Genomic DNA, 22,161 nt, shown 5'->3' with positions numbered 1-22,161 from the left:
CAAAGCAAGGGAACCAACCGTCAACGTGAAGGGGTTCTACGAGGACACCGCAAAGACGGTTCACAGACCGATGGATGTTTTTTGACTTTCACCCATCACGATTCCTCATGCCGGTTCGGGGCAGCGGCCGATGAAAGAATCAATACGCGCCGATGGAAAGCGATGGCAGGACACACACATGCAGCAAACGTACGCAGTCGCGATTTCGTGTTTGCTGCTGATGTTTGGCGAATTATTCGCCTGCCAGCCGGCCTGCGCGATCGAACGGACCGAGTCGGGGGAACCCGAGGAAATACCTGGTGAGTCGGCGTGTTTCCACTCCGGCGACAGCACTGCTTCATTCCTGGGCATCGATCTGCGGGACGGATTGCTGAGCGAATGGATTCCCAAAACGGATCATCGAAACACCGGATTCCTGGATTTCAATTACTACTGGGACAACCGTGATTTCAACGTGTTGACGATCAATGCCGGGGCCAAGTTGCCTTGTCAATTCGAGTATTTCCAGTTCGTCAATTACACCAGCCCGTTCGGTGCCCCGTCCCGGTTAGAAGACTGGAATGACTTCTTCACGGAGATTCATCTCCGTCGGCCGATTGCTTCCGAGCATCGTCTCCTCGCTCACCTGGACTGGAACCTGATGTGGGCCGACGGCGGATTCACCGACGAAGTGGGGCGATTTGGCATTCGTTGGCGACTGCATGATACGGCCGGGCCGATCGGCGACTTTGTGACCGACACCTTGAAGCTGCACTATTCCCTGACGTTCCATGTGCTTGAAGATGATGGTTCGGGATGGCAGATGGAACACGTTTTCCGAAAGGATTTTTTTAAGGGCTTAATGTATGTCGCTGGGTTCGCCGACCACAATGTGAACGATGGGTTTGGCGATTCTGATTGGGTTGCGGAATCGCAATGGGGAGTGAAGCTGGGCGGAAATCTCTATGCCGTCGCCGAATATCGGTACAATAGCTTCTTGCCAGCGAGAGTTCGAAGCGGCTGGGGATTCGGAATCGAATACTTCGTTCCCTTGCAGTGAAGACTGGCCCTTGCAGTAAAGACTGGGGCACTCACGTCATGGAGGAGGAGAATCGACGGTCGCCGTACGAAAGCTGTGGGGTGACTGGCAAGAGGACGCCTGCGCCGCAAGGCCCTCCGGTAAATCAACCATGGTCGACACGAACGCCACCACTGAAACACGCGACGGGCCGCAAGTCCGCGATGCGACGTCTGTGACAAGTCGTTGGTCGTTTGCGATGGCGGTGCCGCTGCTGGCAGCCGCCGCAACCGGCATGGTCGTGCTGATTTGTGTGTGGGTTCTGAACAAGAACTCGACCGAACGGTACCTCCAAGAAGTCCGGGCTAACACCGTCCGGGACTTGGCGACCGTGCGTGGTGCGGCGGAAAAGGCGATCAACAAACGCGTCTATTTGACCTCGGGGCTGAAGGCACATGTGTCGGTGCATCCCGAGATGACGCCGCGGGAGTTTGCAGACATCTCCGAGTTGTTGATGCAGGAAGCCGACGGGATCCGCAGTGTCACGTCAATCAAAGGCAACGAGATCAACGACGTGTACCCTCGGGAAGGCAACGAGGGCGCCCTCGGATTCAAATTACTTAAAGATCCGAAACAGCGTGCGGCGGCCAAGCATGCGATCAAAACCGGAGAGCCCTGGTTGTACGGGCCCATCGAGTTGATTCAGGGTGGTCAAGCGTTTGTCTATCGGGCTCCCGTTTTTGAGACGGTTCCGGGGCAATCGGCCGGCGGCGGAGACTACTGGGGAATGGTCTCTATTCTGATCGACGAGCAAGTGTTGTTTGAAGAGATTTCGGCGAGTGTCCCGGACGATTTGTCGATTGCCATTCGAGGCCGCAACGACCAGGGAGGTCCGGGGGAAATCATTCACGGAGATCCATCGTTGTTGAATGCCGAGCCGATCGATTCCGAGATTTCGCTTCCGACGGGAAGCTGGACGCTTTACGGTTTGCCGGCCGCGGGTTGGCCAACGGCCCCGCCCGCTGCGGCGCAGTTGCGCGTTTTGGGAGTCCTGTTGGCTCTGTTGGCCGGCAGCCTGGTGTACTTGGTGGTGAGATCCAATCAGCGTTATCGCGAGTACGCGCTACAGCTGGAACACGCCCACGTGGCATTGCAGCAAAGTGCCAAAGAAATGACGCTGGCGAAGTTTGCCGCCGAGGAGGCGAATCGCGCCAAGAGTCAGTTTCTGGCCAATATGAGTCACGAAATTCGAACCCCGCTGAGTGCCGTCATCGGGATCACGGAACTGTTGCTCGATACGTCGCTTGAACGAGAGCAACGCAATTATCTGGATTTGGTTCGCGAATCGGGCGAGTCGTTGCTGTCGGTCATCAACGACATCCTCGACTTTTCCAAGATCGAAGCCGGCAAGCTCGATTTGGTTTCCACGCCGTTCGAGATTCGCGAGCGTTTGGGCGACATGATGAAGCCGATGGGGTTGCGCGCCGGCGCCAAGCAGGTGGAACTGACGTTGCATGTCGCCGCCGACGTTCCTGCGGTCATTGAAGGTGATGCGCATCGCTTGCGGCAGATTTTGGTGAACCTGGTCGGTAACGCGCTGAAGTTCACCGAACAGGGGGAAATCGCGGTCGGTGTTTCGCTTGATTCATCCACGAACGACAAGTGTGAGGTTCACTTTCAGGTGCGTGACACCGGCATCGGGATCCCCGCTGACAAGCTGTTACATATCTTTGGAGCCTTTGAACAAGCCGAGGGTGGCACGGCCCGCCGCTTCGGCGGCACCGGATTGGGCTTGGCCATCTGTTCGCGGTTGGTCGAGCTGATGGGAGGCCGGATTTGGGTGGAGAGCGAACTGGGCAGTGGCAGCACCTTTCATTTCACCGGCGTGTTTGGCGTCGAGAAGGATTCGGACGCCGTCGACCAACACGACATCGCGGGCTTGCAAGACGCGCGGGTTTTGATCGTCGATGACCTTGCCACCAGCTTGATGATCTTGGAAGAAATGGTCCGTGGTTGGGGGATGCGTCCGACCTCGGTCTCCAATGCCGACCGGGCCATCGCGGCCTTGAAAGAGGCCCGGGCCCGAGACGAATCCTTTCAGTTGCTGCTGACCGACGTCCACATGCCTAATCGCAGTGGCTTTGATCTTGTCAGCGAGATTCGCAGCGATCCCACCCTGAAGGATCTGCCGGTGATCGCATGCACCGCCTACGATCAGCCCGGCGATCATCAGCGCTGGAACGAACTGACCATTCACCGTTATCTGATGAAGCCGGTCAAGGAAACGGAATTGTTCGACGCCGTCCTGGGCGTGCTAGGAGAGACGGCGGTCACGAAACCCGGTGAGTCGACCACGGCGGATACGGAGCCGGTCATTCGCCCGCTGAACATCCTGCTGGCGGAAGACAATCAGGTCAATCAAACGTTGGCGATTGCGTTGTTGAAGAAGTGGGGACACACCGTCACCCTGGCCAGCGACGGCAAGGAGGCCTTGGAGAAATGCGTTTCCGGTTCGTACGAGCTGGTGTTGATGGATGTGCAAATGCCGGAGATGGACGGCATGGAGGCGACGCGCAGAATCCGCGAGGTCGAACAGCAACGAGGCGGTCACGTGCCGATCATCGCGTTGACCGCCCACGCTCTGGCGGGTGATCACGAAAAGTGTTTGGAGGCCGGCATGGATGGCTACGTTTCCAAGCCGCTTCGAATTCACGAATTGCGTGAAGCGATTTCATCCTTTTTCGACGACGATTCGCCCGGTGATCCGCACGGTGATTTGCCCCCGGAGACCAATCACGCTGACGTCGATCCAGCGGCCGCGTCCGAACCCACGGACTGGTCGAAGGCGTTGGAGTTGTGTGCCGGAGACCAGACGTTGTTGATCGATATCTTGGAAGCGTTCTTGGAAGAGACGCCGCGCTTGATGAATGAGTTGGAGCAGGCGTTGGCAGACGCTGACGGCCAAGCCGCGAAACGCTTGGCTCACACGCTGAAAGGCGCATTGAAGGCGCTCGGTCTGGCGGCGATGGGGGATCTTGCGTTTCAGATCGAACAGCGAGCGACGGACGATTCGCTCGCCGAAACCGATTCCACCCTCTCGCAGCTTCGCCAACAACTCGATGCCGCGATCGCGGACGCACGCCGGGTCGTCAACGGCGAACGCGTCGCCCATTGAATTCGGGCGATGACCCGTCGTGATCGCTCGGCACTGTCCGGCGGACTATCGCCACTCCATCGCGGTGTAATCGCGAGATGTCGGACCGTTGTAGATCTGCCGCGGTCGATAAATTCGACTGTTGCTGTCTCGGACTTCTTTCCAGTGCGCGATCCAACCCGGCATCCGGCCGATCGCAAACATCACCGTGTACATGTTCACCGGAATACCGATCGCTCGCAGCAGAATTCCCGAATAGAAGTCGACATTGGGATACAAATTGCGGCTGACGAAATAATCGTCGCTCAGGGCGATCTCTTCCAGCTCTTTGGCGATTTGCAACAGCGGATCGTTGCGTCCCAGTTTGCCCAACACCTTGGGGACGTGGCGGCGAAGAATCTCGGCGCGGGGGTCATAACTTCGATAGACGCCGTGGCCGAAACCATATAGTTTTTCTTTCTTTTGTTTGACGCGTTCGATCAGCTCCTTGACGCTCATGCCGGAGCTCTTGATCCGTTGCAGTTGGTCCATCACGGCGACGTTGGCCCCGCCGTGCAACGGTCCCCATAGGGCGCAAACGCCGGCGGAACACGACGCAAACAAATTGGCCCCCGATGATCCCACCATCCGAACGGTCGAAGTGGAACAATTCTGCTCGTGGTCGGCATGCAAGATCAGGAACAATGTCAACGCGCGAACGACATCCGGATCGGGTTCGTACGTGCGATTGGGCGTGGAGAACATCAGGTGCAGAAAGTTTCGGCAGTAGCTCAATTCCGGATGCGGGTAGACGAGCGGCTGGCCGGCCGAGGTTCTGTACGCGTAGGCGGCGACAGTGCGGATTTTGGAGATCAATCTGGCGGCGGCATTTTCAAACGAAGCCTCGTCTTCCATCTCCATCACGTCGCCGTTGTAGCACGACAACGTGTTGATCATCGACGACAAGATCGCCATCGGATGGCCATGGGTCGGGTAACCCAGAAACGAGTTCCGCATCCCTTCGTGAATCATCTCGTGCTCGGTCAGCAGCCGCCGAAAATGGGACAAGTGTTCCGCCGAGGGGAGTTCGCCATAGATCAGCAGCAGCGCGGTTTCAATAAAATTGGACGACTCCGCGAGTTGTTCGATCGGAATGCCGCGATAGCGAAGTACCCCTTCTTCCCCGTTGATAAAGGTGATTCCGGAGCGAACCGAACCGGTGTTGCGATAACCCTCATCCAGGGTGATGAAGCCGGTTTGGCTGCGGAGGTTTGAGATGTCGATTGCACATTCCTTTTCGGTCCCGACGACGATCGGCAATTCGACTCGTTTGTCGCCGAGATTGATTTCAGTGGTCTCGTTCAATTCGGTGGTTTCGGTGGCCATGGGAAGGTTGATGGGAGGCAAGAGGATCGATGAGCGGCTCAATCACGCACCAAGAAGCATCTGACGTGCCGTTACGCCATCGAAAGTCGGATTCGACGATGCGTGCAAACCCGCACAGGCAGGATGTTCAAGAAAACGCAGCAAACTGCAGGCGTTCGGCGGGTCAGTCGGTGAAAATGACGCGTTTCGCCGTGGTCGAAATTTCGTTGTTGACGCATCGTTCGCTTACAAACCATGCAACCGATGCTGACATGTCATGCAATGCCACGTACTCGGCACTGAGGGAGGTAGCGGTATTGGGCTCGCGGCCTATCGATTTAATCGACAGGCCGCTAGCGCCGTCGGCTCACTCAATCCGAAACTTGAGGGAGCAGTAGCACTCCGGCTCAGCTCAATTTTCGGGTAGTGGACGAGGCGACGAGTCCTCTGCCAATCTGCCCACTGCAGTGGACTCGTCGCCTCGTCCACTACCGCCTACCGAAACGCAAGGTGAGTTGCCCACCGCAAGAGGACTCGTCGCCTCGTCCACTACCGCCTTCTCGAAACGCAAGGTGACTCGGAGCACTAGCTTCCCGCGGCGAGGATCAGCAAGAACAGCATGCCGATGGCGGCGACGACCAAGGCGACGGCGATCATTTTGATCAACGATTTGGGTGAGGTGCCGACCATCAGACGGATGTCCTGGCCGCAGATCACCACGCGGTACAACTGGTCTTTGTAGCGATAGGCCAGGACGTAGGCGGGCAGCGACATTCGCCGCGTGACGAGGCGGCGCAGAACGATCGCGACTTTGACGTTGCGAAAACGTGTCCCGGGGATGAAGTGTTGCTGCGCCCGCTGGGTGGCGATCCGGTGAATCGCCGCCGAAACCTCTTGCCGCGCCTGCGATCGTTGGACATCAAATCGCTCCAGCGTGGCATCGCGATCGGCCCCTTCGGGCGTCTTCCGCTTGGTCGCCAAGTTCATTCCCGGACTGATCGCGGCCGCTTCGTTGAGGCTCAATCCGCGTGACGCGGAAACGAGGATGTCATCAAACTGGATGTTGTTCTGGCCCGAATGCGGCGCCCAGTCGGATCGCCCGGAGCCTTCGTTCGAATCGGCCGCCCAACTGACAAAGGCCTCCGCGTCGAACACCCAAGCGACCCACCACAGCGGTTTCAGCTGGGTCAATTGAGCCGACGCGGACAAGTCCGAGGGGCGGAACCATCCCCGTGAATCGAGCCAGCCCCGCAGCGCCGCGCGGGCTTCGTCGGCCGTCACGGTGAATGGCAAGTAATGTTCGGTTTGTTCCATCGGGTCATCGATCGATTCGACTTTGACCACGTCGCCGCAAAACGAACACGCGGGGGCTTGGTGTTTCGGGTCGTAGGTGATCGCTGCCCCGCAACCGGTGCAACGCAGAATCTGTATCGCCAGTTTCTTCCGCTGGACGGTCTGGTCATTCAAGGCCGCTTGGCCACAGATCGCACAGCGCAGATCGCCGGACTCCAGCGGCGACTCGCAACGGGTGCAATTGAATTCAGCGATCTGTGTTTCATTCATCGTTTCGCTCATCCTTGCGCCGCCAGGAACAGGAGGAAGAGGATTCCGATCAGCAATAGCACGCCGACGACCGCGAAGGTGACTTTGGCGGCCGAGACGGGGACCTTGCCTGCGACACGACCGGTTTGGCCGTTGACCAGGATTTGGATCGGCGGTCGGTCTTCGGCGTATCGCACCGCGTAGGTCCAGATCGGCAGCAACACCAAATCAATCACCTCGTGTGACAGATCGGTTTGGTATTCCAAGTTACTGTGGGAGTCTCCGGGCATGAAGTTCTTGAGCATCGCCCCGACTTTCGCAATCGTTTCGTCGTGTGCCAAACGGAAACAATCGTCTTGGGTGCGTGAGGGTTCTTCGGCAAGCCAGCCGGAGATAAACGAGTCGGCGTATCGCCGCAGGGCACGCAGATCAAACGGTTCGACAGCCTCCAGGGCCGCATTGGTGACGCCTTGAGAGGCGCTGACGAGCACGTCCAGAACGTAGCAGCAGTGATTGCCGGACAAGGGACGCCACTCGGTTTTCGTCACTGTGCGTGTTCGCGTGACCGTCTTTCCCTTCGAATCGGTGGTCGTGTAGGTTTCGGTCTCCGTATAATTCTCGCCGATGCTTGCCGAGTACCGAGTGTTGGCGACCGCGACATACAAGTAGGCCGGCAAGTAGACGCCTCGGGTCAGCTCCGGAACGGCGGCCTTGAAATCCGATCGCGCAAAAATATGGCTGCCGGCGACCCAGTTTTTGACCGTCTTGGTCGCGTGCTCGTGATCGACGACAAACCCGACCAGAAACGTGGGCGAGGGCCGATTGGGCGAGGGTGGACGGCTGACGATCGATGGCGATGCACAATACGGGCAAAGCGTTGAACGCAGATGCGCCTCCAAGACGAGCCTCGCGCCGCACGATTGGCACGAAATCTCCAGCTGATCCGATGTCGAATTGGCAAGGTCAGTCGCCATGTAACTCCCGCATGCTTCGGTGGAAAACCGTCAGTGTAGCAGGCTCGGAGGAGGCGATTGCGGGGCGGAAATTTTCATTCCCCGCCGAGTTGTTTGGCTCGTCGGACCAACGAGAGAAATTCGTCGCGGTAACCCGAGCGATCGTCGAGGGCACCGGCGGCGGCGATTTCTTCGACCATGTCAAAGTTGCAGTCTCCCTTGTGCGGGGAGTTTCGCAGCAGCATGGCGAAGGCGGCGACGGAAGCGGCGAATTGGAAGTCGCGGTCGGTGCGGTTGAATGCCTTTCCGCTGTCTTTGACCGCAAATTCGATCAGCTCGCTTTGCTCTTCGGTCGGCGGTTTGTAGCGAAGCTTCAGCGTCAAGATCTCCCCGCTGGCGGCTTGTTCGCTGTAACGAATCGGACGTTGGTATTTCAATTCCTCAAGCGGTGCGGGGGCTGGCGCCGGATCCTCGGGCTTGAGCTTGCTCTTGGGAACGATCTCATACAACGCCGTGACCGCGTGTCCGGCTCCGATTTCACCGCCGTCTTTGTCGTCCGCGTCGAAATCCTTCGCATTCAGGATGCGGTTTTCGTAACCGATCAATCGATACGATTCGACTTCCATCGGGTTGAACTCGACTTGGATTTTGACGTCTTTGGCGACGGTCATCAGGCTGCCCTGCATTTGTTCGACCAAGACCTTGCGGGCTTCGTCTTGGCTATCGATGAACGCATAGTTGCCGTTGCCCTTGTTGCTGATCTGTTCCATCATCGCGTCGTTGTGGTTGTCGTTGCCGAACCCCAGCACGGTCAAGAAGATGTTGCTTTTCGCGTTGTTTTCGACCAAACGGATCAGTTCGTCGGTGTCGGAGACGCCGACGTTGAAATCACCATCGCTGCACAGGATGACGCGATTGGTTCCACCGTCAACGAAGTGGTCGCGGGCGATGCTGTAGGCCAGTTCAATGCCGTGGCCGCCGTTGGTCGATCCGCCGGCACGCAGGCGATCGAGCGAATCGACGATGAGTTTCTTGCGGTCGCCGGTGGTCGCATCGAGCACCAAACCGGCCGCCCCGGCGTAAACCACAATCGCGACCGAATCGTTTTCGCCGAGTTGGTTGACCAACATTTTCAGGCCGTTGACCACCAGCGGTAATTTGTTGGGGCGATTCATCGATCCCGACACGTCCAACAAGAACACCAGATTGCTCGGCGGGCGATCAACGTCGGCGACCTTGGCCTTGATGCCGATTCGTGCCAATCGGTGTTTCGGGTTCCAAGGGCACTCGGCGATCTCCATCGCCGCGGCAAAGGGGCGGTCGTCCTGTGGCGGAGCGTAGTTGTAGTCGAAGTAATTGACCAATTCTTCGATCCGCACCGCGTCCGGGTTGGGCCATTGGTTGTACTGGGTCAGATTCATCCGCACCTTGGCATAGGCGGCGGTGTCCACGTCGATCGCAAATGTCGAAAGCGGCGCGATGCCGACCGGCAGGAAGGGATTCTCGATGATCGGCGCGAATTGATTGCCACCGCCGACTTCCATGTGTTCCATCATCGAGGGAATCCCGGTGATCTCATCGACCAGGCGTGGTCGCGGTTGCGCAGCGCCGATGCCGGCGCCACCCATCATCATCATCATGTCGTCGTCCGCCATGCCGTCCATTCCCATCGCCATGTCATCGACAGCGCCGATCCGAAACTGCGGACCTTGGGGCGGGCGACGCGGGCGACCCGAACGCGGCACCGGTTGGGCCAGCAGCGGATTCATCGGGATCGCCGTGGCGGGACCGTCGGGTGGGCCTGGCGAGCCGTCGTCGTTCGCTTGCTCGGATTGGGCGAGCATCGGGCTTTCGTTTGGCGCCCCGGTCGGATCGGGCGTTTCGTTCTCTCGTCCCGCCGCTGTTTCGGGTTGCGAATCGCTGGCAAGCCCCGACTGTCCCGCCGCGGCGTCCATTTCGGTCGCACCGATGTCTGGTGCTTCGGTGTCGGAGCCTGCCAGGGTCGGGCCGGGGGACTCGGTTGTTTCGACGACGATTGTCGCAGAGGCGTCCTGATTCGGTTGGGCGGGCAAAGCGTCGCTGTCGGCAAGCATGGCTCGGACGGATGCCAGTTCCGTTTCCACCGAGCGTTTTTCAGCGACCAGCCGATGCCGCTCGGATTCCATTTGGCTGATCTGATCACGCAGCTGTCGGGTGTCGGTGTTCGCCGTGATGACGCGATTGAGCGCCGGCAGGGTCAGCCCGGAAACCAGCAGCAGGGTGGCGGCGATGGCCAGCCCCAGCACCCAGGTTCGCGTCGCCGCATCCGGCGCGGTCGCCACCACCGGCGGCGGCTGGGGCAGGGGATCACGGATGGCATTTTCGATGCGTTGCCGGTCGATCAGATTGACGCCCGTGCTGTCCGCGGCGAGTTCGGCTTTGACGGCCCCGACGGCATCACGAACCGATGCGACGATCGTGCGGACTTCCGGCGAGGCGTCCATCAACTTCATGAACTCGGTCGCTTCCTCGCGTTCCAGTTCACCGAACACAAACGCGGTCGCGCGTTCTTCGATCCCTTCTTGTTGGTCGGTTGGTTCGGATGTCATGGTTCTGATTCTCGGGAGGGTGTGCACGCGGCGCCTACGCGTGACGTTGCGGTTGGGTGATTCAAAGGTGCTTGGTCATTCGGTGGTGGCTGGTCATTCAGCGGTCGCTAATCGGTTGCGTATAATTTTCAAACCCGTGCTCAGCAGGTACCCGACGTTGCCGACGCTCAGCCCGGTCAATTCGCTGATTTCTCGGTAGCTCAAATCTCCATGGATCTTTAGGCGAATGACTTCTTGCTGTCGCGGCGGCAGCGAGGCCAATAGGCCTTGCGCGTTTTCGTAGCGTTCGGTCATCTCGGCGATGGCCACGGGATCAGAGTCTCGGCTGATTTGCCGCGAGGCGTTTGCATCGTCGAGTGTTTTCATCCGGCTCTCCTTCTTCAGGATGTCCAAGGCTCGATTTCGGCAGACTCGAAACAGCCATTGTCGAACGCGATCTTGGACCTGTTGACGAGGCTGTTTGCATAGTCGAACAAACGTGTCTTGAACGACGTCGCTTGCGCGGTCTCGATCGCCCAGCAGGTGTGTCGCATAGCCCATCATTGCGAGTTCATTTTCCCGAAAGACCTGAGTCAGCCATGCTTGGTCGCTCAACCGCTCGGGGGCGGCCTCATCGGACGCTGGATCGCATTGGTGATTCAAGTGGTTCATTGCCCGCGCAAGCAGAAGGATGCTCGTCCATGCATAGTGAAAGACGATCGAACCGCCACGGCCTTAGAAAAAAAGACGAATCGGTGTGACGAAGAGCCTGGAACGATCAATTTTGGTCGGATTTCGACGCTCCGTGTGCCGTGTTGTTACACTTTTCCTTAACCAGCCCCCGTTTCTGCTTCCCGCCACCCCTCCCCCCATCTGCCGGGTCAATCGCCATGCATGCTATCGATCGTCGTCGGTTTCTTGCCCAAAATACTGCCGTCGCCGCGGCGGCCGCCACGTCCCTGTCCCTCGTCCCGCGACGTGCCCACGCCGCCGCAAACGACCGGATGAAGGTCGCATTCATCGGTGTCGGTGGACGGGGCGGAAGTAATTTGAAGGCGATCACGGCGACCGGAAAAGTTGACGTGGTGGCCCTCTGCGACGTCGACTCACGCTTCGTCGAAAACACATCCAAACAATTTCCCGCGGCTCGCAAGTTTCAAGACTTTCGCAAACTCTATGACGCCGTCGGAAAAGAAATTGATGCGGCAGTGGTCAGCACGACCGAACACACCCACGCTTATGCCACCATGCCGGCGCTGCAACTGGGCAAGCACGTCTACTGCGAAAAACCGCTGGCCTACAACATCGCCGAGACGCGGGCGGTGACCGAAGCCGCCGCGCGGGCCGGCGTGGTGACGCAAATGGGAACGCAGATTCACGCCAGCGAGAACTATCACCGCGTGGTCGAACTGATTCAGTCCGGCGCGATCGGTGACGTTCATGAAGCACACGTGTGGGTCGGTCGTGCTTGGGGGTTGCAGTCCGAAGCAGACGCCAAGAAGAACGACCGGCTGTTCGTCGATGCGAGACCCGAAACGGGGATGACGCCGCCGAGTTACCTGGACTGGGACCTGTGGCTGGGGCCGGCGCCAAAGCGTCCGTTCCACCAAGTTTATTTCCCCGGTCCCAATTGGTATCGTTGGTGGGATTTTGGCAACGGTACGATGTCGGATCTGGGCAGCCACTGGAACGACCTGCCGTACTGGGCGCTCCAGCTGGACGCACCCCAGACGGTCGAAGCGTTTGGACCGCCCGCCCATCCCGAAATCGCACCGGCGTCGATGTCGGCGGAATACCATTACGGGCGGCGCGGCGATCGAGTCCCCGTCAAATTGACGTGGCATCAAGGAACACATAAACCGGAAATCTGGAAACGCGGCGAAATTCCGCAATGGAATAGCGGCGTGTTGTTCATCGGTTCCAAAGGCATGTTGCTTTCGGACTACCGAAAACACGTGCTCTTGCCCGAAGACGACTTCACCGACTTTGTCCCTCCCGAGCCGTTCATCCCGGACTCGCCGGGGCACCATGAAGAGTGGGTGGCGGCCTGTTTAAAGGGTGGCGAAACCGGCAGCCCCTTCAGCTACGCCGGCCCGTTGACCGAAGCGAATCACTTGGGCAACGTCGCCTATCGCGTCGGCAAAAAGATCACCTGGGATCCGGTCCACATGAAGTGCATCGGATGCCCCGAGGCCGATCCATTCATTCGACGTGAGCCACGCGCTGGTTGGTCATTGACGTGACCGAGTCGCCAGTGGCGTAAGCTTCCAGCTTGCGATCACGTCTGCCGATGCGGCAGACACTGTAAAGCATGCCGTGCATGCCGACCTACGCCTGTAGGGCATGCTGTGCATGCCAGTCGTCACGCACAGCGTGACCTACGCCAACCGTCACGCACAGCGTGACCTACGCCAACCGTCACGCACAGCGTGACCTACGCCTCCCAATGCCTCCACTTCCGGATTCACATCATGCATCGACGTACCGTTTTGAAATCTGCTGCCGCCGCATCGGTCGCGCTGGCAGCGCAGTCACTGCCCAACAAGGCCGCCGCCGGCCAGTTCACCGGCAAGATCAAGAAGGCCATCAAGCTTCACATGGCCACCGGCAACGAATCGGTGCTGGAGAAGTTTCGCATGATCCGCGACATCGGTTTCGATGGTGTGGAACCCCGCGTCAAACTCGGCAAAGAAAACGAAGCGCTCGTTCGGTCCTACGCCGAGGCGAGTGAAGCGACCGGATTGCCGATTCATGGCGTGGTCCATTCCAGCAATCCCGATTTGGTCGGCGCGATCGATCAGGCCAAAATGCTCGGTGCCAACTCGGTTCTGCACGTTGTTCGATACGATCGCAAGATCAGCTACTTGCAGAATTACGAGGAAACGAAGCAGATCATTCGTCAAGCGATCGGACATGCCGAGAAACAGGGGGTGATGATCCTGTGCGAGAACGTCTGGGCGTCGTATCTGATTGAACCGATGGGGATGGCTCGCTTCATTGATTCGTTCGACAGTCCGATGGTGGGAATTTATTTTGATGTCGGCAACGTCGTCCGCTGGGGTTGGCCGGAGCACTGGTTGGAAGTCATCGGTCGGCGCGCGAAGAAACTCGACATCAAAGAATATGACTTGACCGTCGCGATGAACGAAGGCATGCGCGAAGGATTTCGCAAGCCGCTCGGTGAAGGCAGCATCGAATGGGACAAGGTCCGTGCGGAGCTGGCCAAGATCGATTACCACGGATGGGCGACGGCGGAAGTCAAAGGCGGTGACCGCGATCGCTTAGTCGACATCGCCGATCAGATGGACCGGGTGTTGGATCTGGTGTGATGGGTTGGTCGAGTCGGGCATGCTGTGCATGCCAGTTGTCACGCACAGTGTGACCTACGGTCTCGCCGGGACAGACACTTCACGCCGATCGGCGTCACACCGTAGAGCGGTGCCACAACACAGCCCGGGGTCGCGAAGCGCACCCCGGGTGGAGGCAAAGAGGGATAGGAACCCCAGCGGGGTTCAACAAACGACGCCGCGCGATCGGACGGCACAAACGGCGGCGCGATTCGGGCGAATCGTGTTGTTCTGTTCAACCCCGTTGGGCAACGCTGTGAAGCATTTGTTAGCGGCAGGGCGCGAGCCCTCCGGTGTTTCGGGAACGACGAGGGACCGGAGGGCTTGCGCCCTGCCGCTAACACCTCGTAAAATGCAGGGGATGAATGCTTCACAGCGTTGCCCGCTGTGGTTGGCGGTTGCTCGAATCACTCTTCAATCCGATACAGATGCGTTTCGCTGCGCAGCAGCAGCGCGTTGTCGACGACGGCGAAGGACGCGAAGGTGCGGTCGCCGTTGCCGAGTTCGTTGGTCGCCAACTCCGTAAACGTCTTTCCCGGCTTGATCACCGTCGTTTCGCCTGTCTCGCTTTGGAAATAAATGCGGCCCGCTCCATAAAACGGCGATGCGGAGTACTTTCCGCCAAGTCTCTCTTTCCAATGCTGTTTGCCCGTTCGCGCATCCACGCACGACGCGACGCCTCCGTCATCGACGAAATACATTTCCTCGCCGACGGCCAACATCGAAGGGGTTTTGGGAACGCCCCGGTCGATCGTCCAGCGGACATGGGATTGTGTCACGTCACCGCGTCCGCTCGGATCGATCGCGTAGAGTGATGCGGAATCATAGCCGCTGCTGACGAACACGAGTCCGCAAGCGTAGACCGGACGTGGGACCACGGAATAACCTTCGTCATAGTCCACACTCCAAATCTCCTCGCCCGTTTCGGGATCATAGGCCACCACAGCGCCGCTACCGGCGCAGATCGCTTGCGTGCGACCGTCGACTTCGATCAACGTCGGCGTGGAAAACGAAAATCCTTTTTTGACGTCCGCTTGCCGCTCGGTCTTCCATTTCACGTCGCCGCTGGCGGTGTCGATGCCGGCGACGAATTGTTGGTCACCGCCGTCGCAGGTGACGATCAAGGTGTCATCGTGCAAGGCCGGTGAACCGCCGTTGCCGTGGACCGGCTTGAAGTTGAGTTCTTCGGTCTTCCAAATCACTTCGCCGTCGGTCGTCAGGCAGGCGGTGCCGGAAGGGCCGAAGTGCACGTACAGCCGACCGTTGTCCAGCACCGGGGTGGCGCTGGCGTGGCTGTTCTTCTTGTGAAGCTGGACGCCGTCGCCCGACTGACGAAAGATTTCCTGGTTCCACAGGATTCGGCCATCGTCGGCATGGAGGCACACCGCGCGTAACGATCGCGCCTTGTCGGAGTCGCCATCGAGCGGTGTCGCGGTGGTCAAATAGATCTTGCCATCAGCGACGACCGGCGAAGACCATCCGTCTCCGTCGATCGGAACCTTCCAAGCGATGTGCTCGGTTTCACTCCAGGTCAGCGGCAGGGCGGCGACGTTGGAGTGGCCTTGCCCTCCCGGTCCGCGGAATTCTGTCCAGTCTTCGGCGGGGGAAATCGAGGCGACGATCGAGGCCGTCACCAAGGCAACCGACATGTAGTGTCTGGGAGTCATCATGGATCTTTGTTTAGGTGTTTAGCCTGTGTCGACAGGATCGCAAGCTGGTAGCTTACGCTGTCGGGATCGCAAGCTGGAAGCTTACGCCACTTTTTCTTGACGGCCCTAAGCGGTCAAAATCCCCGTTTGCGCATCAGGGCGGAGGTGTCGACGTCGCGGCCCCTGAAGCGTCTGAATCCCTCGGCCGGGTCAATCGTGTCACCGACGGAGAACACGTTCTCGTACAAGCTTTCGCACAGTTCAGGGTCGTAGAACGAACCGGCCTTTTCAAAGGCCTCCGCCGCGTCGGCGGTCAACGCGTCGGCCCACAGGTAACTGTAATAGCCGGCCGAATAACTGTCGCTGCTGAAGATGTGGGCAAAGTGGGGTGTGCGGTGTCGCATCGGCAGTTCGTCGGGCATCCCGATTTCTTTGAGCGTTTCCTTTTCAAAGGCGTCCGGGTCGATGCGTTCCTGGTCGCTGGTGTGAAGTTTCATGTCGACGATCGCACTGGCCAGGTATTCGACCGTCGCGAATCCTTGATTGAACGTGGACGCCTTCTTGATCTTGTCGATCAGCGATTGCGGCAGCGGCTCGCCCGTTTCATAGTGCACGCAATACTTCTGCAGCACTTCCGGCGTGTCGAGCCAATGTTCCAGCAGCTGGGAGGGGAACTCGACGTAGTCTCGGGCGACCGACGTGCCGGCTTGCGAGGGATAGTTGACATCGGAGCAGAGCCCGTGCAGCGCGTGGCCGAATTCGTGGAACAGCGTGACGGCATCGTCCCACGAAATCAGTACCGTTTCGTCTTTGCCGCCCGGGATGAAGTTGGAGTTGTTGGAGACGATCGGTGTCTTTGCGTCGCCCATGTTCTGTTGAACGCGGTAGGCGGTCATCCAGGCACCGCTTCGTTTTCCGGCGCGTGCGTAGGGGTCAAAGTACCACAGTCCAACGTGTTGTCCGTCGCGGCCGGTGACTTCCCAGACGCGAACATCGGGATGGAAAACCGGGACGTCATTGGCGGGCGTGAACTGGAAACCGAACAGTTCGCCGGCGACCCAGAACATGCCTTCGCGGAGCTTCTCCAGTTGCAGGTAGGGTTTGACTTCACCGAGGTCCAAGTCGTATTTCGCCTTGCGGACTTTCTCGGCGTAGAAGCGGTAGTCCCAGGGCTGGATAGTGATTTTTTCTGCGGAAGTGGAGGCTTCGGCGTCGGCGATCTTTTGCATGTCGGCGACCTCTTCGGCGACGCGGGCGACCGCCTTGGGCCAAACCTGGTTCATCAGCGCGAAAGTCGGTTCGGGCTTCTTCGCCATCGTCGGTTCCAAACGCCAGTGGGCGTGGGTGGGATAGCCGAGCAGTTTGGCCCGTTCACGGCGGAGTGCCAGGATTTCGGTGATGATCCCGTTGTTGTCGTGCTCGTCGCCGTTGTCACAGCGGTTGTAATACGTCCGCCAGACCTGTTCGCGAAGCGGTCGGTTCTTGCTGTACGTCAAGAACGGATCCATGGACGATCGAGTGTTGGTCACCGCCCACTGATCGGGTTTGCCGCGTTCTTCGGCGGCCCGTTTCATGGACGCCACCACGCTTGTGGGCAACCCGTCCAGATCCGATTCCTTTTCGACCCACGTCACGAATCGCTTTTCGTCTTCGAGGACGTTTTGGCTGAAATCGGTGAACAACCGCGAAAGGTCCGCGTTGATTCGTGTCAGCCGAGCCTTGTCACTGGCATTGAGTTGGGCACCGCGACGAACGAACGTTTTGTAGAGATCGTCGATCAAGCGGACTTGGGCGACGGTCATCGACTTTTTCTCGTCGCTCTCGTAGATCGCTTTGAGTCGCTCGAATAGCGTGCTGTTCTGGAAGATGCTATCGGAGTGGGCGGAAAGTTTTGGCGCGACGACGCGTTCGATGTCGGGGATCGGCCCGAGGTTCAGGTTGGAGGAATGGACACCGAAGATCGCGTCCAGGCGATCGAGTGACTCTCCGGATTTCTCCATCGCCACGACGGTGTTTTCAAAGCTGGCCGGTTCGGGGTTGTTGGCGATCGCGTCGATTTCCGCAGACGCTTGCGCGATGGCCGCGTCAAACGCATCGATAAACTCTTCACTTCGTACCAGATCCCAGGGCGGTACGCCTCCATAAGGTCCCGTCCATGGTTTCAGCAGTACCGAATCAGTCATTCCTTTTTGCTCCGTCTTGGTGGTGTTCGTGTCCTCCTGGGCCTGCAGCAAGCCCAGGTTCAAAATCAAGAAGCCGAACGAAATCGCGGCGATCGGTGAGAGTTTCATAGGGTCGTGGGGTTGAGGTCCAGATTGGGGTCCGGTCACGCCAGATCAGCGTGGGTGAGTGTATCGCGCTGTTGTGCTCGCTTGGACCGACCGCGGCGGAAAATCAAATAGACCGCCGCGATGGCGACGACCAGCAAACTGATCCCCAGCACGGGCCGATAGAAGACCCATGCGATTCCGATCACGGTCATCGCCCCGGCGATGGTCAGCAAGCCGGCGACGATGGCGGTGCCAAATCCGACAAGTGAACCGGCCAACGGGAGGACGTCGGACAGCACCACCAGGGGGCGCAGCAACAACATCAATCCGAAAAACATCATCATCGATCCGCCGGCCCGCAAGAGCCAGGTCAGGATCCGATTGGCCGCCTCTTCCTGGGCGATCATTTCGGCGGCGCTAAAGACGCCGACTTTCAAGACGTTGATGGTGGTGTCGTAGTGCGTTTCAAACGGTTGGAACGACTCGCCGGTTTGTTGGCTGAGCAGGCTGACCGTCTGCACCGGCGTTGCGGTGAACCACAGTCGGACATCGCCGATCTGCGGCGTCTCGATCGGGGGCGAGCTGGCGGTCGCATCCGTTTCGGGACGATCCGGCTCGGTCGGCAACGCCGGCTCGGCAGGTTGTGCCTCTTCGTCAGGTAACGATTGGGCCGGCGGTGTGAGCGCCAATTCCGCGGACTCGTCCACTGTTGCTTTCACCGCGTCGGTGGGGACAGGGTCTTGGGCCGTTGCTGAGACCGGCAGCGGGTGTGCGAAAAGGTAAATCCGTGATGCGCCGTCGGGGCCGTCGCGGCGAATGATCGAGCGATCCTTGAACGCGTCGGGCACGTTGGCCGGGTCCAGTTCCAAGGCGTCTTCGCCGCTGATCATGGCGATCAGCGAGTCGGGAAGACGGAACTGTCCCAGGGAGACATTCTTGGCCTGGTAGGTCCGATCGGCGAACACAAACTCGGCCGGATTCTGGTGCGAGGGTGCTTCGTCAAATCCGCTCGAATCGATCCGTTCGGGGAACCAATCTTTCTCGTAGGTGTAGGTGGTGGTCGTCCTGGTTCCCCCGCCCAGCTTTTTTTCTTTCGTGGTCTGTTTGTTTTCGTTCCACTGGTACATCTCGACGTGCCGCTCCAATCGAATCCCGTTGTATTCGATGGCGAAGTCGTCGTCACGGAGCACGTCGTTGGTCTGGACATCACCGGAGACGTGGACAAACTTTCCATCGTTCGCCGGGTCGACCGCATCCGGTTGGATCTCGACGACCACCTTGGCGCCTTCCTTCAATCCTTTGGCGGTGCGGACGGCGCGGCCTTCGTTCCAGAACAAGACGGGGACCGAGACGACGGTCAGCAGAACGCCGAACAGGATGCCGGCAAACGCCTTGCCGAGCCGGCCGAACCATGATTCTTCTGTGACCCGAGTTCCCATCAGACTTCTCTCACTTCATTTGCGGAATCAGGCAAACGCTTTGCGCAAGGTTTCCAGACTTTTGGGGATCGCCGTTTCGTGCGACTCCTGGCCTTCAAACTCCAGCGAAATGTATCCCTGGTAGTTGACCCCCGCCAAGATCGCTGCGACCCGGTCGTAGTCGATCTCCAGCGTGTACCAGGTGCCTCCGCCGAAGTAGGTCTTGGCTTGAACAAAGACGGCTTCGGGCGCGAGTTGTTGATATTGTTCGTACTGGTTTTCCAAGAAGTTGCCCGTGTCCAATGTGGCTCGCAGCCAGGGGGAATCGATCTCGCGGATCAACCGGAGCACGCCGTCGGCGGTGCGTCCGAGTCCCCAGTGGTTTTCCAGTCCCAGCACGACGCCGCATTTTTCGGCGGCCGGCAAGCACTTTTCGAGACCTTCGCGAACCCAGGCGAATCCGTCGTCGTCGCTGTAGCCTTCCAGCCTGGGCTCGATCCCCTTGTTGGCCATCAGCGTGTCGAAATCTTTCGACGTTCCCCAGCGTCCGGTGTTGACGCGGATGGTCGGAATGCCCAGTGCGTAGGCCAGTTCGATACAGTGGATGGTGTGACGGACGTTTTCGTCACGCTTCGCGGCGTCGGGATAGACGAACGATTGGTGCGTGGAAAATCCGCATAAATCCAATCCCGACCGAAAGGCCCGTTGTTTGATCCGTTGCAACGCGGCGTTGGATTCGTCCTCCATCTGGACGTGCAAGATTTCGACGCCATCGAAGCCCGTTTCGGCGGCCAAGTCGATGCACTGCTCGATCGTCAGCTTGCTGTCGTCGCGGTAACGCCAATAGGAGTACGTGGAAACGGCGATGCGGTTGCCGCGTCGTGGGGGGGCGGAATCCTCTGCCGCCCCCGCCGCCGGTGCCATCGCTGCGACGGCCAGTGGGACAGTCAGTGGGGCGGTCAACGCACCGGCGATCAATTGCCGGCGGTCGATTCGGGAGGGTTTGGGGGAAACGGTTTCGTCACGGTGGTGGGAACTGGATGGTTGCATCGGATCGGTTGCTCGCGGCCGGTGTCATGGGTGTCGCCTCGACTACCGTGTTGTTTTAGCGTATCGGCGCGAGTCGTGCCGCCTCACTGTGCTGCTTCACTGTGCCGCTTCACTGTGCCGCCTCACTGTGAGGGCGTTGGATTACCCGGCGAGTGCTTTGTGCCGGGTGCGGATCGAAACGGGCAGCAGCAACGTGAACGTGGCTCCCTGACCGATCCCCTCGCTGTGGACCGACAATCTGCCGCCCAGTTCGACCGCCGCGGTCGCGGAGGCATGGAGTCCGAAGCCGTGCCCGTCTTTTTTGGTGGTGAAGCCGTTGGAGAAAATTGTGGTGATTCGGTCCGCGGCGATCCCGGTCCCGCTGTCACTGACCTGGAAACAAACGTCGTCACCGGATTGTTCCAGACGTAGCGTCACGCGTTTGACGTCCGAATCGTGTTCGAGCACGGATTCCTTGGCGTTCTTGATCAGATTGACGATGATCTGGATGGCCTTCGATTTCTCAATTTCGATCGCGGGGACTTGGCCATAGTCTCTGACAATTTCGACGTTGTGTTTTGAAAAGGAATCGTGCACGAAATGGATCGCATCTTCGAACAGGGCTGCCGGTTGCAATTGTTCCATCACGCCGAACGCGCCGGCGTGGGATTGTTGGGCGCGGACGATGTCTTTGATGTGCTCGACGTTGGACGCCAAGGATTCGATTTCGTTCAAGATGGAACGTTGATCGTCACGCATGCTGTCGGAGAGTTTGCCCAGGTACCGTGGCAAGATTTTTCCTTGGTCGCTGCGGAGTAGGAACTCGGCGAGGTCGTCTTCGTTTTGCAGTAACAGTTCGACTGCCTTTTCGAGGTTGGCGAGTTTGACGTTGCGCAGCCGTTCGTCGATCAGGTTGGCGCTGATATTCAAACTGTTCAGCACGTTTCCGATGTTGTGCAACACACCGTTGGCGATATCCGCCATGCCCGCACGGCGTGACACTTCCAGCAGCTGCGCGTGGGTGTTTTGCAGCTGTTTCGTCGCCAGATCCTTGGCTTCGATTTGGTTTTGCAAGGCGGCGTTGGATTGTTCCAGTTCGCTGGTCCGTTCGGCGACGCGTTGCTCCAATGCCTGGTTGAGCTCTTGCAAACGCTGGCTTGCCTGGATGACGGCTTTTTCGCGCGACTGCACACGATCCAGCATGCCGTTGAATTGGCGGTAGAGGATTCCGATCTCGTCGTCACTGTCGTGATGGACACGGATGGCGCAGTCTTCGCTCTGTGAGATCTTTTGGGCCGTTGACGCCAGTCGCAAGATCGGCGCGGTGACGGAGTCTTGGAGGTGTGAAGAGGCGAACACGCCGATGATGATGGAAATCGCCAGCACGACGGCGGCGGCCAGGATGTGGGTCGTGCGGGCTTGGCCGAGATCTGCGGTCGTTTCCCGCAGGATCAACGTGCCCAGGCGGTCGCCGTCGTCGATGATCGGCACCGCCACGTCCAGAAAGCCGTCGTCGCCATAGTGCGCACCGAGCGTGACCGACTGGGGATGAAAGTCCGCTTGATCGCCGAAACGTCGGTAGATCGCGAACACGGACCCATCGGCATCCAAGATGCATGCGATGTCGATCGTGTGTCGGCCCTTGATCGCGGCCAGCAGTTCTTCGGCGGCGTCCTGTTGTCCGAACGCCACCGCGGCGGTGCTGTTGGTGCTGAGTGTCTCGGCGATCGCGGTCAATTGTGTGGCTTTGGACGCGGAGATGCGCCGGACGTCCAATACCACAAAGATGGCGCAGGCGACCGAGACCGCCAACGTGATCGCCGTGGCAGCCAAAACCGTTAGCTTGGTTTGAACGGAAAAGTCACGGAATCGTTTGGTTGTTCTGCCCATT

General features: G+C 59.0%; 14 protein-coding genes. 4 read left to right on the top strand and 10 right to left on the bottom strand.

The genetic code is table 11. The annotated features are described in order from the left end of the window. The first annotated feature begins 130 nt into the window (after positions 1-130). Together TBK1r_RS35905 and TBK1r_RS35900 are read left to right on the top strand one after the other, a co-directional pair. Entirely contained in the window at positions 131-1,039 is a 909-nt protein-coding gene (locus tag TBK1r_RS35905; protein WP_145220826.1) for a hypothetical protein, read from the top strand. A 130-nt stretch (positions 1,040-1,169) separates the two neighbouring features. Beyond that, the gene (locus tag TBK1r_RS35900) at positions 1,170-4,172 is read left to right on the top strand and encodes a response regulator (RefSeq protein ID WP_145220824.1); all 3,003 of its coding nucleotides are present in this window, start codon (positions 1,170-1,172) and stop codon (positions 4,170-4,172) included. 45 nt (positions 4,173-4,217) lie between these two features. Here TBK1r_RS35900 and TBK1r_RS35895 read toward each other — a convergent pair whose 3' ends face one another. The 5 genes from TBK1r_RS35895 to TBK1r_RS35875 form a co-directional block, all read right to left on the bottom strand. After that, the gene (locus TBK1r_RS35895) at positions 4,218-5,516 is read right to left on the bottom strand and encodes a citrate synthase (protein ID WP_145220822.1); all 1,299 of its coding nucleotides are present in this window, start codon (positions 5,514-5,516) and stop codon (positions 4,218-4,220) included. Positions 5,517-6,080: 564 nt separating this feature from the next. Beyond that, positions 6,081-7,058 carry a hypothetical protein gene (locus TBK1r_RS35890; RefSeq protein ID WP_145220820.1) on the bottom strand — a complete coding sequence of 326 codons (978 nt, stop codon included), beginning with the start codon at positions 7,056-7,058 and terminating at the stop codon, positions 6,081-6,083. Positions 7,059-7,066: 8 nt separating this feature from the next. Next, positions 7,067-8,011 (bottom strand): TFIIB-type zinc ribbon-containing protein, encoded by a 945-nt coding sequence (locus TBK1r_RS35885; protein ID WP_145220818.1) that lies wholly within the window; start codon positions 8,009-8,011, stop codon positions 7,067-7,069. A gap of 74 nt (positions 8,012-8,085) precedes the next feature. After that, complete coding sequence (locus tag TBK1r_RS35880; protein ID WP_145220817.1) at positions 8,086-10,578, bottom strand: YfbK domain-containing protein; 2,493 nt, start codon at positions 10,576-10,578, stop codon at positions 8,086-8,088. A gap of 93 nt (positions 10,579-10,671) precedes the next feature. Next, entirely contained in the window at positions 10,672-11,229 is a 558-nt protein-coding gene (locus tag TBK1r_RS35875) for an RNA polymerase sigma factor (protein ID WP_145220815.1), read from the bottom strand. A gap of 218 nt (positions 11,230-11,447) precedes the next feature. Between TBK1r_RS35875 and TBK1r_RS35870 the strand changes: the two genes are divergently transcribed. Then, positions 11,448-12,800 (top strand): Gfo/Idh/MocA family protein, encoded by a 1,353-nt coding sequence (locus TBK1r_RS35870; RefSeq protein WP_145220813.1) that lies wholly within the window; start codon positions 11,448-11,450, stop codon positions 12,798-12,800. A 228-nt stretch (positions 12,801-13,028) separates the two neighbouring features. Then, positions 13,029-13,886, top strand: a complete 858-nt coding sequence (locus TBK1r_RS35865; RefSeq protein WP_145220811.1) for a sugar phosphate isomerase/epimerase family protein — start codon at positions 13,029-13,031, stop codon at positions 13,884-13,886. A 425-nt stretch (positions 13,887-14,311) separates the two neighbouring features. On the opposite strand, the gene TBK1r_RS35860 is transcribed toward TBK1r_RS35865, so the two are convergent. The 5 genes from TBK1r_RS35860 to TBK1r_RS35840 all read right to left on the bottom strand — a co-directional run bounded on the left by TBK1r_RS35860 (position 14,312) and on the right by TBK1r_RS35840 (position 22,160). Next, entirely contained in the window at positions 14,312-15,574 is a 1,263-nt protein-coding gene (locus TBK1r_RS35860; RefSeq protein WP_419580721.1) for an outer membrane protein assembly factor BamB family protein, read from the bottom strand. 113 nt (positions 15,575-15,687) lie between these two features. After that, entirely contained in the window at positions 15,688-17,844 is a 2,157-nt protein-coding gene (locus TBK1r_RS35855) for a M3 family metallopeptidase (RefSeq protein WP_145220809.1), read from the bottom strand. Positions 17,845-17,879: 35 nt separating this feature from the next. Next, positions 17,880-19,262, bottom strand: a complete 1,383-nt coding sequence (locus tag TBK1r_RS35850) for a TMEM43 family protein (protein WP_145220807.1) — start codon at positions 19,260-19,262, stop codon at positions 17,880-17,882. A gap of 27 nt (positions 19,263-19,289) precedes the next feature. Then, on the bottom strand, positions 19,290-20,291 hold the full coding sequence (locus TBK1r_RS35845) for a sugar phosphate isomerase/epimerase family protein (RefSeq protein ID WP_145220805.1): 1,002 nt from the start codon (positions 20,289-20,291) through the stop codon (positions 19,290-19,292). A 141-nt stretch (positions 20,292-20,432) separates the two neighbouring features. Continuing rightward, positions 20,433-22,160, bottom strand: coding sequence for an ATP-binding protein (locus TBK1r_RS35840; RefSeq protein WP_145220803.1), 1,728 nt, complete (start codon positions 22,158-22,160; stop codon positions 20,433-20,435). Position 22,161 lies beyond the last annotated feature (1 nt).

Source organism: Stieleria magnilauensis, assembly GCA_007753675.1.
GTDB lineage: Bacteria > Planctomycetota > Planctomycetia > Pirellulales > Pirellulaceae > Stieleria > Stieleria magnilauensis.
This window is presented reverse-complemented; position numbering and strand designations above follow the sequence as displayed.

Excerpts from the sequence above, each read along its gene's own strand:
- TBK1r_RS35905 (WP_145220826.1), top strand. The coding sequence starts at position 131 with ATGAAAGAATCAATACGCGCCGATGGAAAGCGATGGCAGGACACACAC.
- TBK1r_RS35900 (WP_145220824.1), top strand. The coding sequence starts at position 1,170 with ATGGTCGACACGAACGCCACCACTGAAACACGCGACGGGCCGCAAGTC.
- TBK1r_RS35895 (WP_145220822.1), bottom strand. The coding sequence starts at position 5,516 with ATGGCCACCGAAACCACCGAATTGAACGAGACCACTGAAATCAATCTC.
- TBK1r_RS35890 (WP_145220820.1), bottom strand. The coding sequence starts at position 7,058 with ATGAATGAAACACAGATCGCTGAATTCAATTGCACCCGTTGCGAGTCG.
- TBK1r_RS35885 (WP_145220818.1), bottom strand. The coding sequence starts at position 8,011 with ATGGCGACTGACCTTGCCAATTCGACATCGGATCAGCTGGAGATTTCG.
- TBK1r_RS35880 (WP_145220817.1), bottom strand. The coding sequence starts at position 10,578 with ATGACATCCGAACCAACCGACCAACAAGAAGGGATCGAAGAACGCGCG.
- TBK1r_RS35875 (WP_145220815.1), bottom strand. The coding sequence starts at position 11,229 with ATGAACCACTTGAATCACCAATGCGATCCAGCGTCCGATGAGGCCGCC.
- TBK1r_RS35870 (WP_145220813.1), top strand. The coding sequence starts at position 11,448 with ATGCATGCTATCGATCGTCGTCGGTTTCTTGCCCAAAATACTGCCGTC.
- TBK1r_RS35865 (WP_145220811.1), top strand. The coding sequence starts at position 13,029 with ATGCATCGACGTACCGTTTTGAAATCTGCTGCCGCCGCATCGGTCGCG.
- TBK1r_RS35860 (WP_419580721.1), bottom strand. The coding sequence starts at position 15,574 with ATGATGACTCCCAGACACTACATGTCGGTTGCCTTGGTGACGGCCTCG.
- TBK1r_RS35855 (WP_145220809.1), bottom strand. The coding sequence starts at position 17,844 with ATGAAACTCTCACCGATCGCCGCGATTTCGTTCGGCTTCTTGATTTTG.
- TBK1r_RS35850 (WP_145220807.1), bottom strand. The coding sequence starts at position 19,262 with ATGGGAACTCGGGTCACAGAAGAATCATGGTTCGGCCGGCTCGGCAAG.
- TBK1r_RS35845 (WP_145220805.1), bottom strand. The coding sequence starts at position 20,291 with ATGCAACCATCCAGTTCCCACCACCGTGACGAAACCGTTTCCCCCAAA.
- TBK1r_RS35840 (WP_145220803.1), bottom strand. The coding sequence starts at position 22,160 with ATGGGCAGAACAACCAAACGATTCCGTGACTTTTCCGTTCAAACCAAG.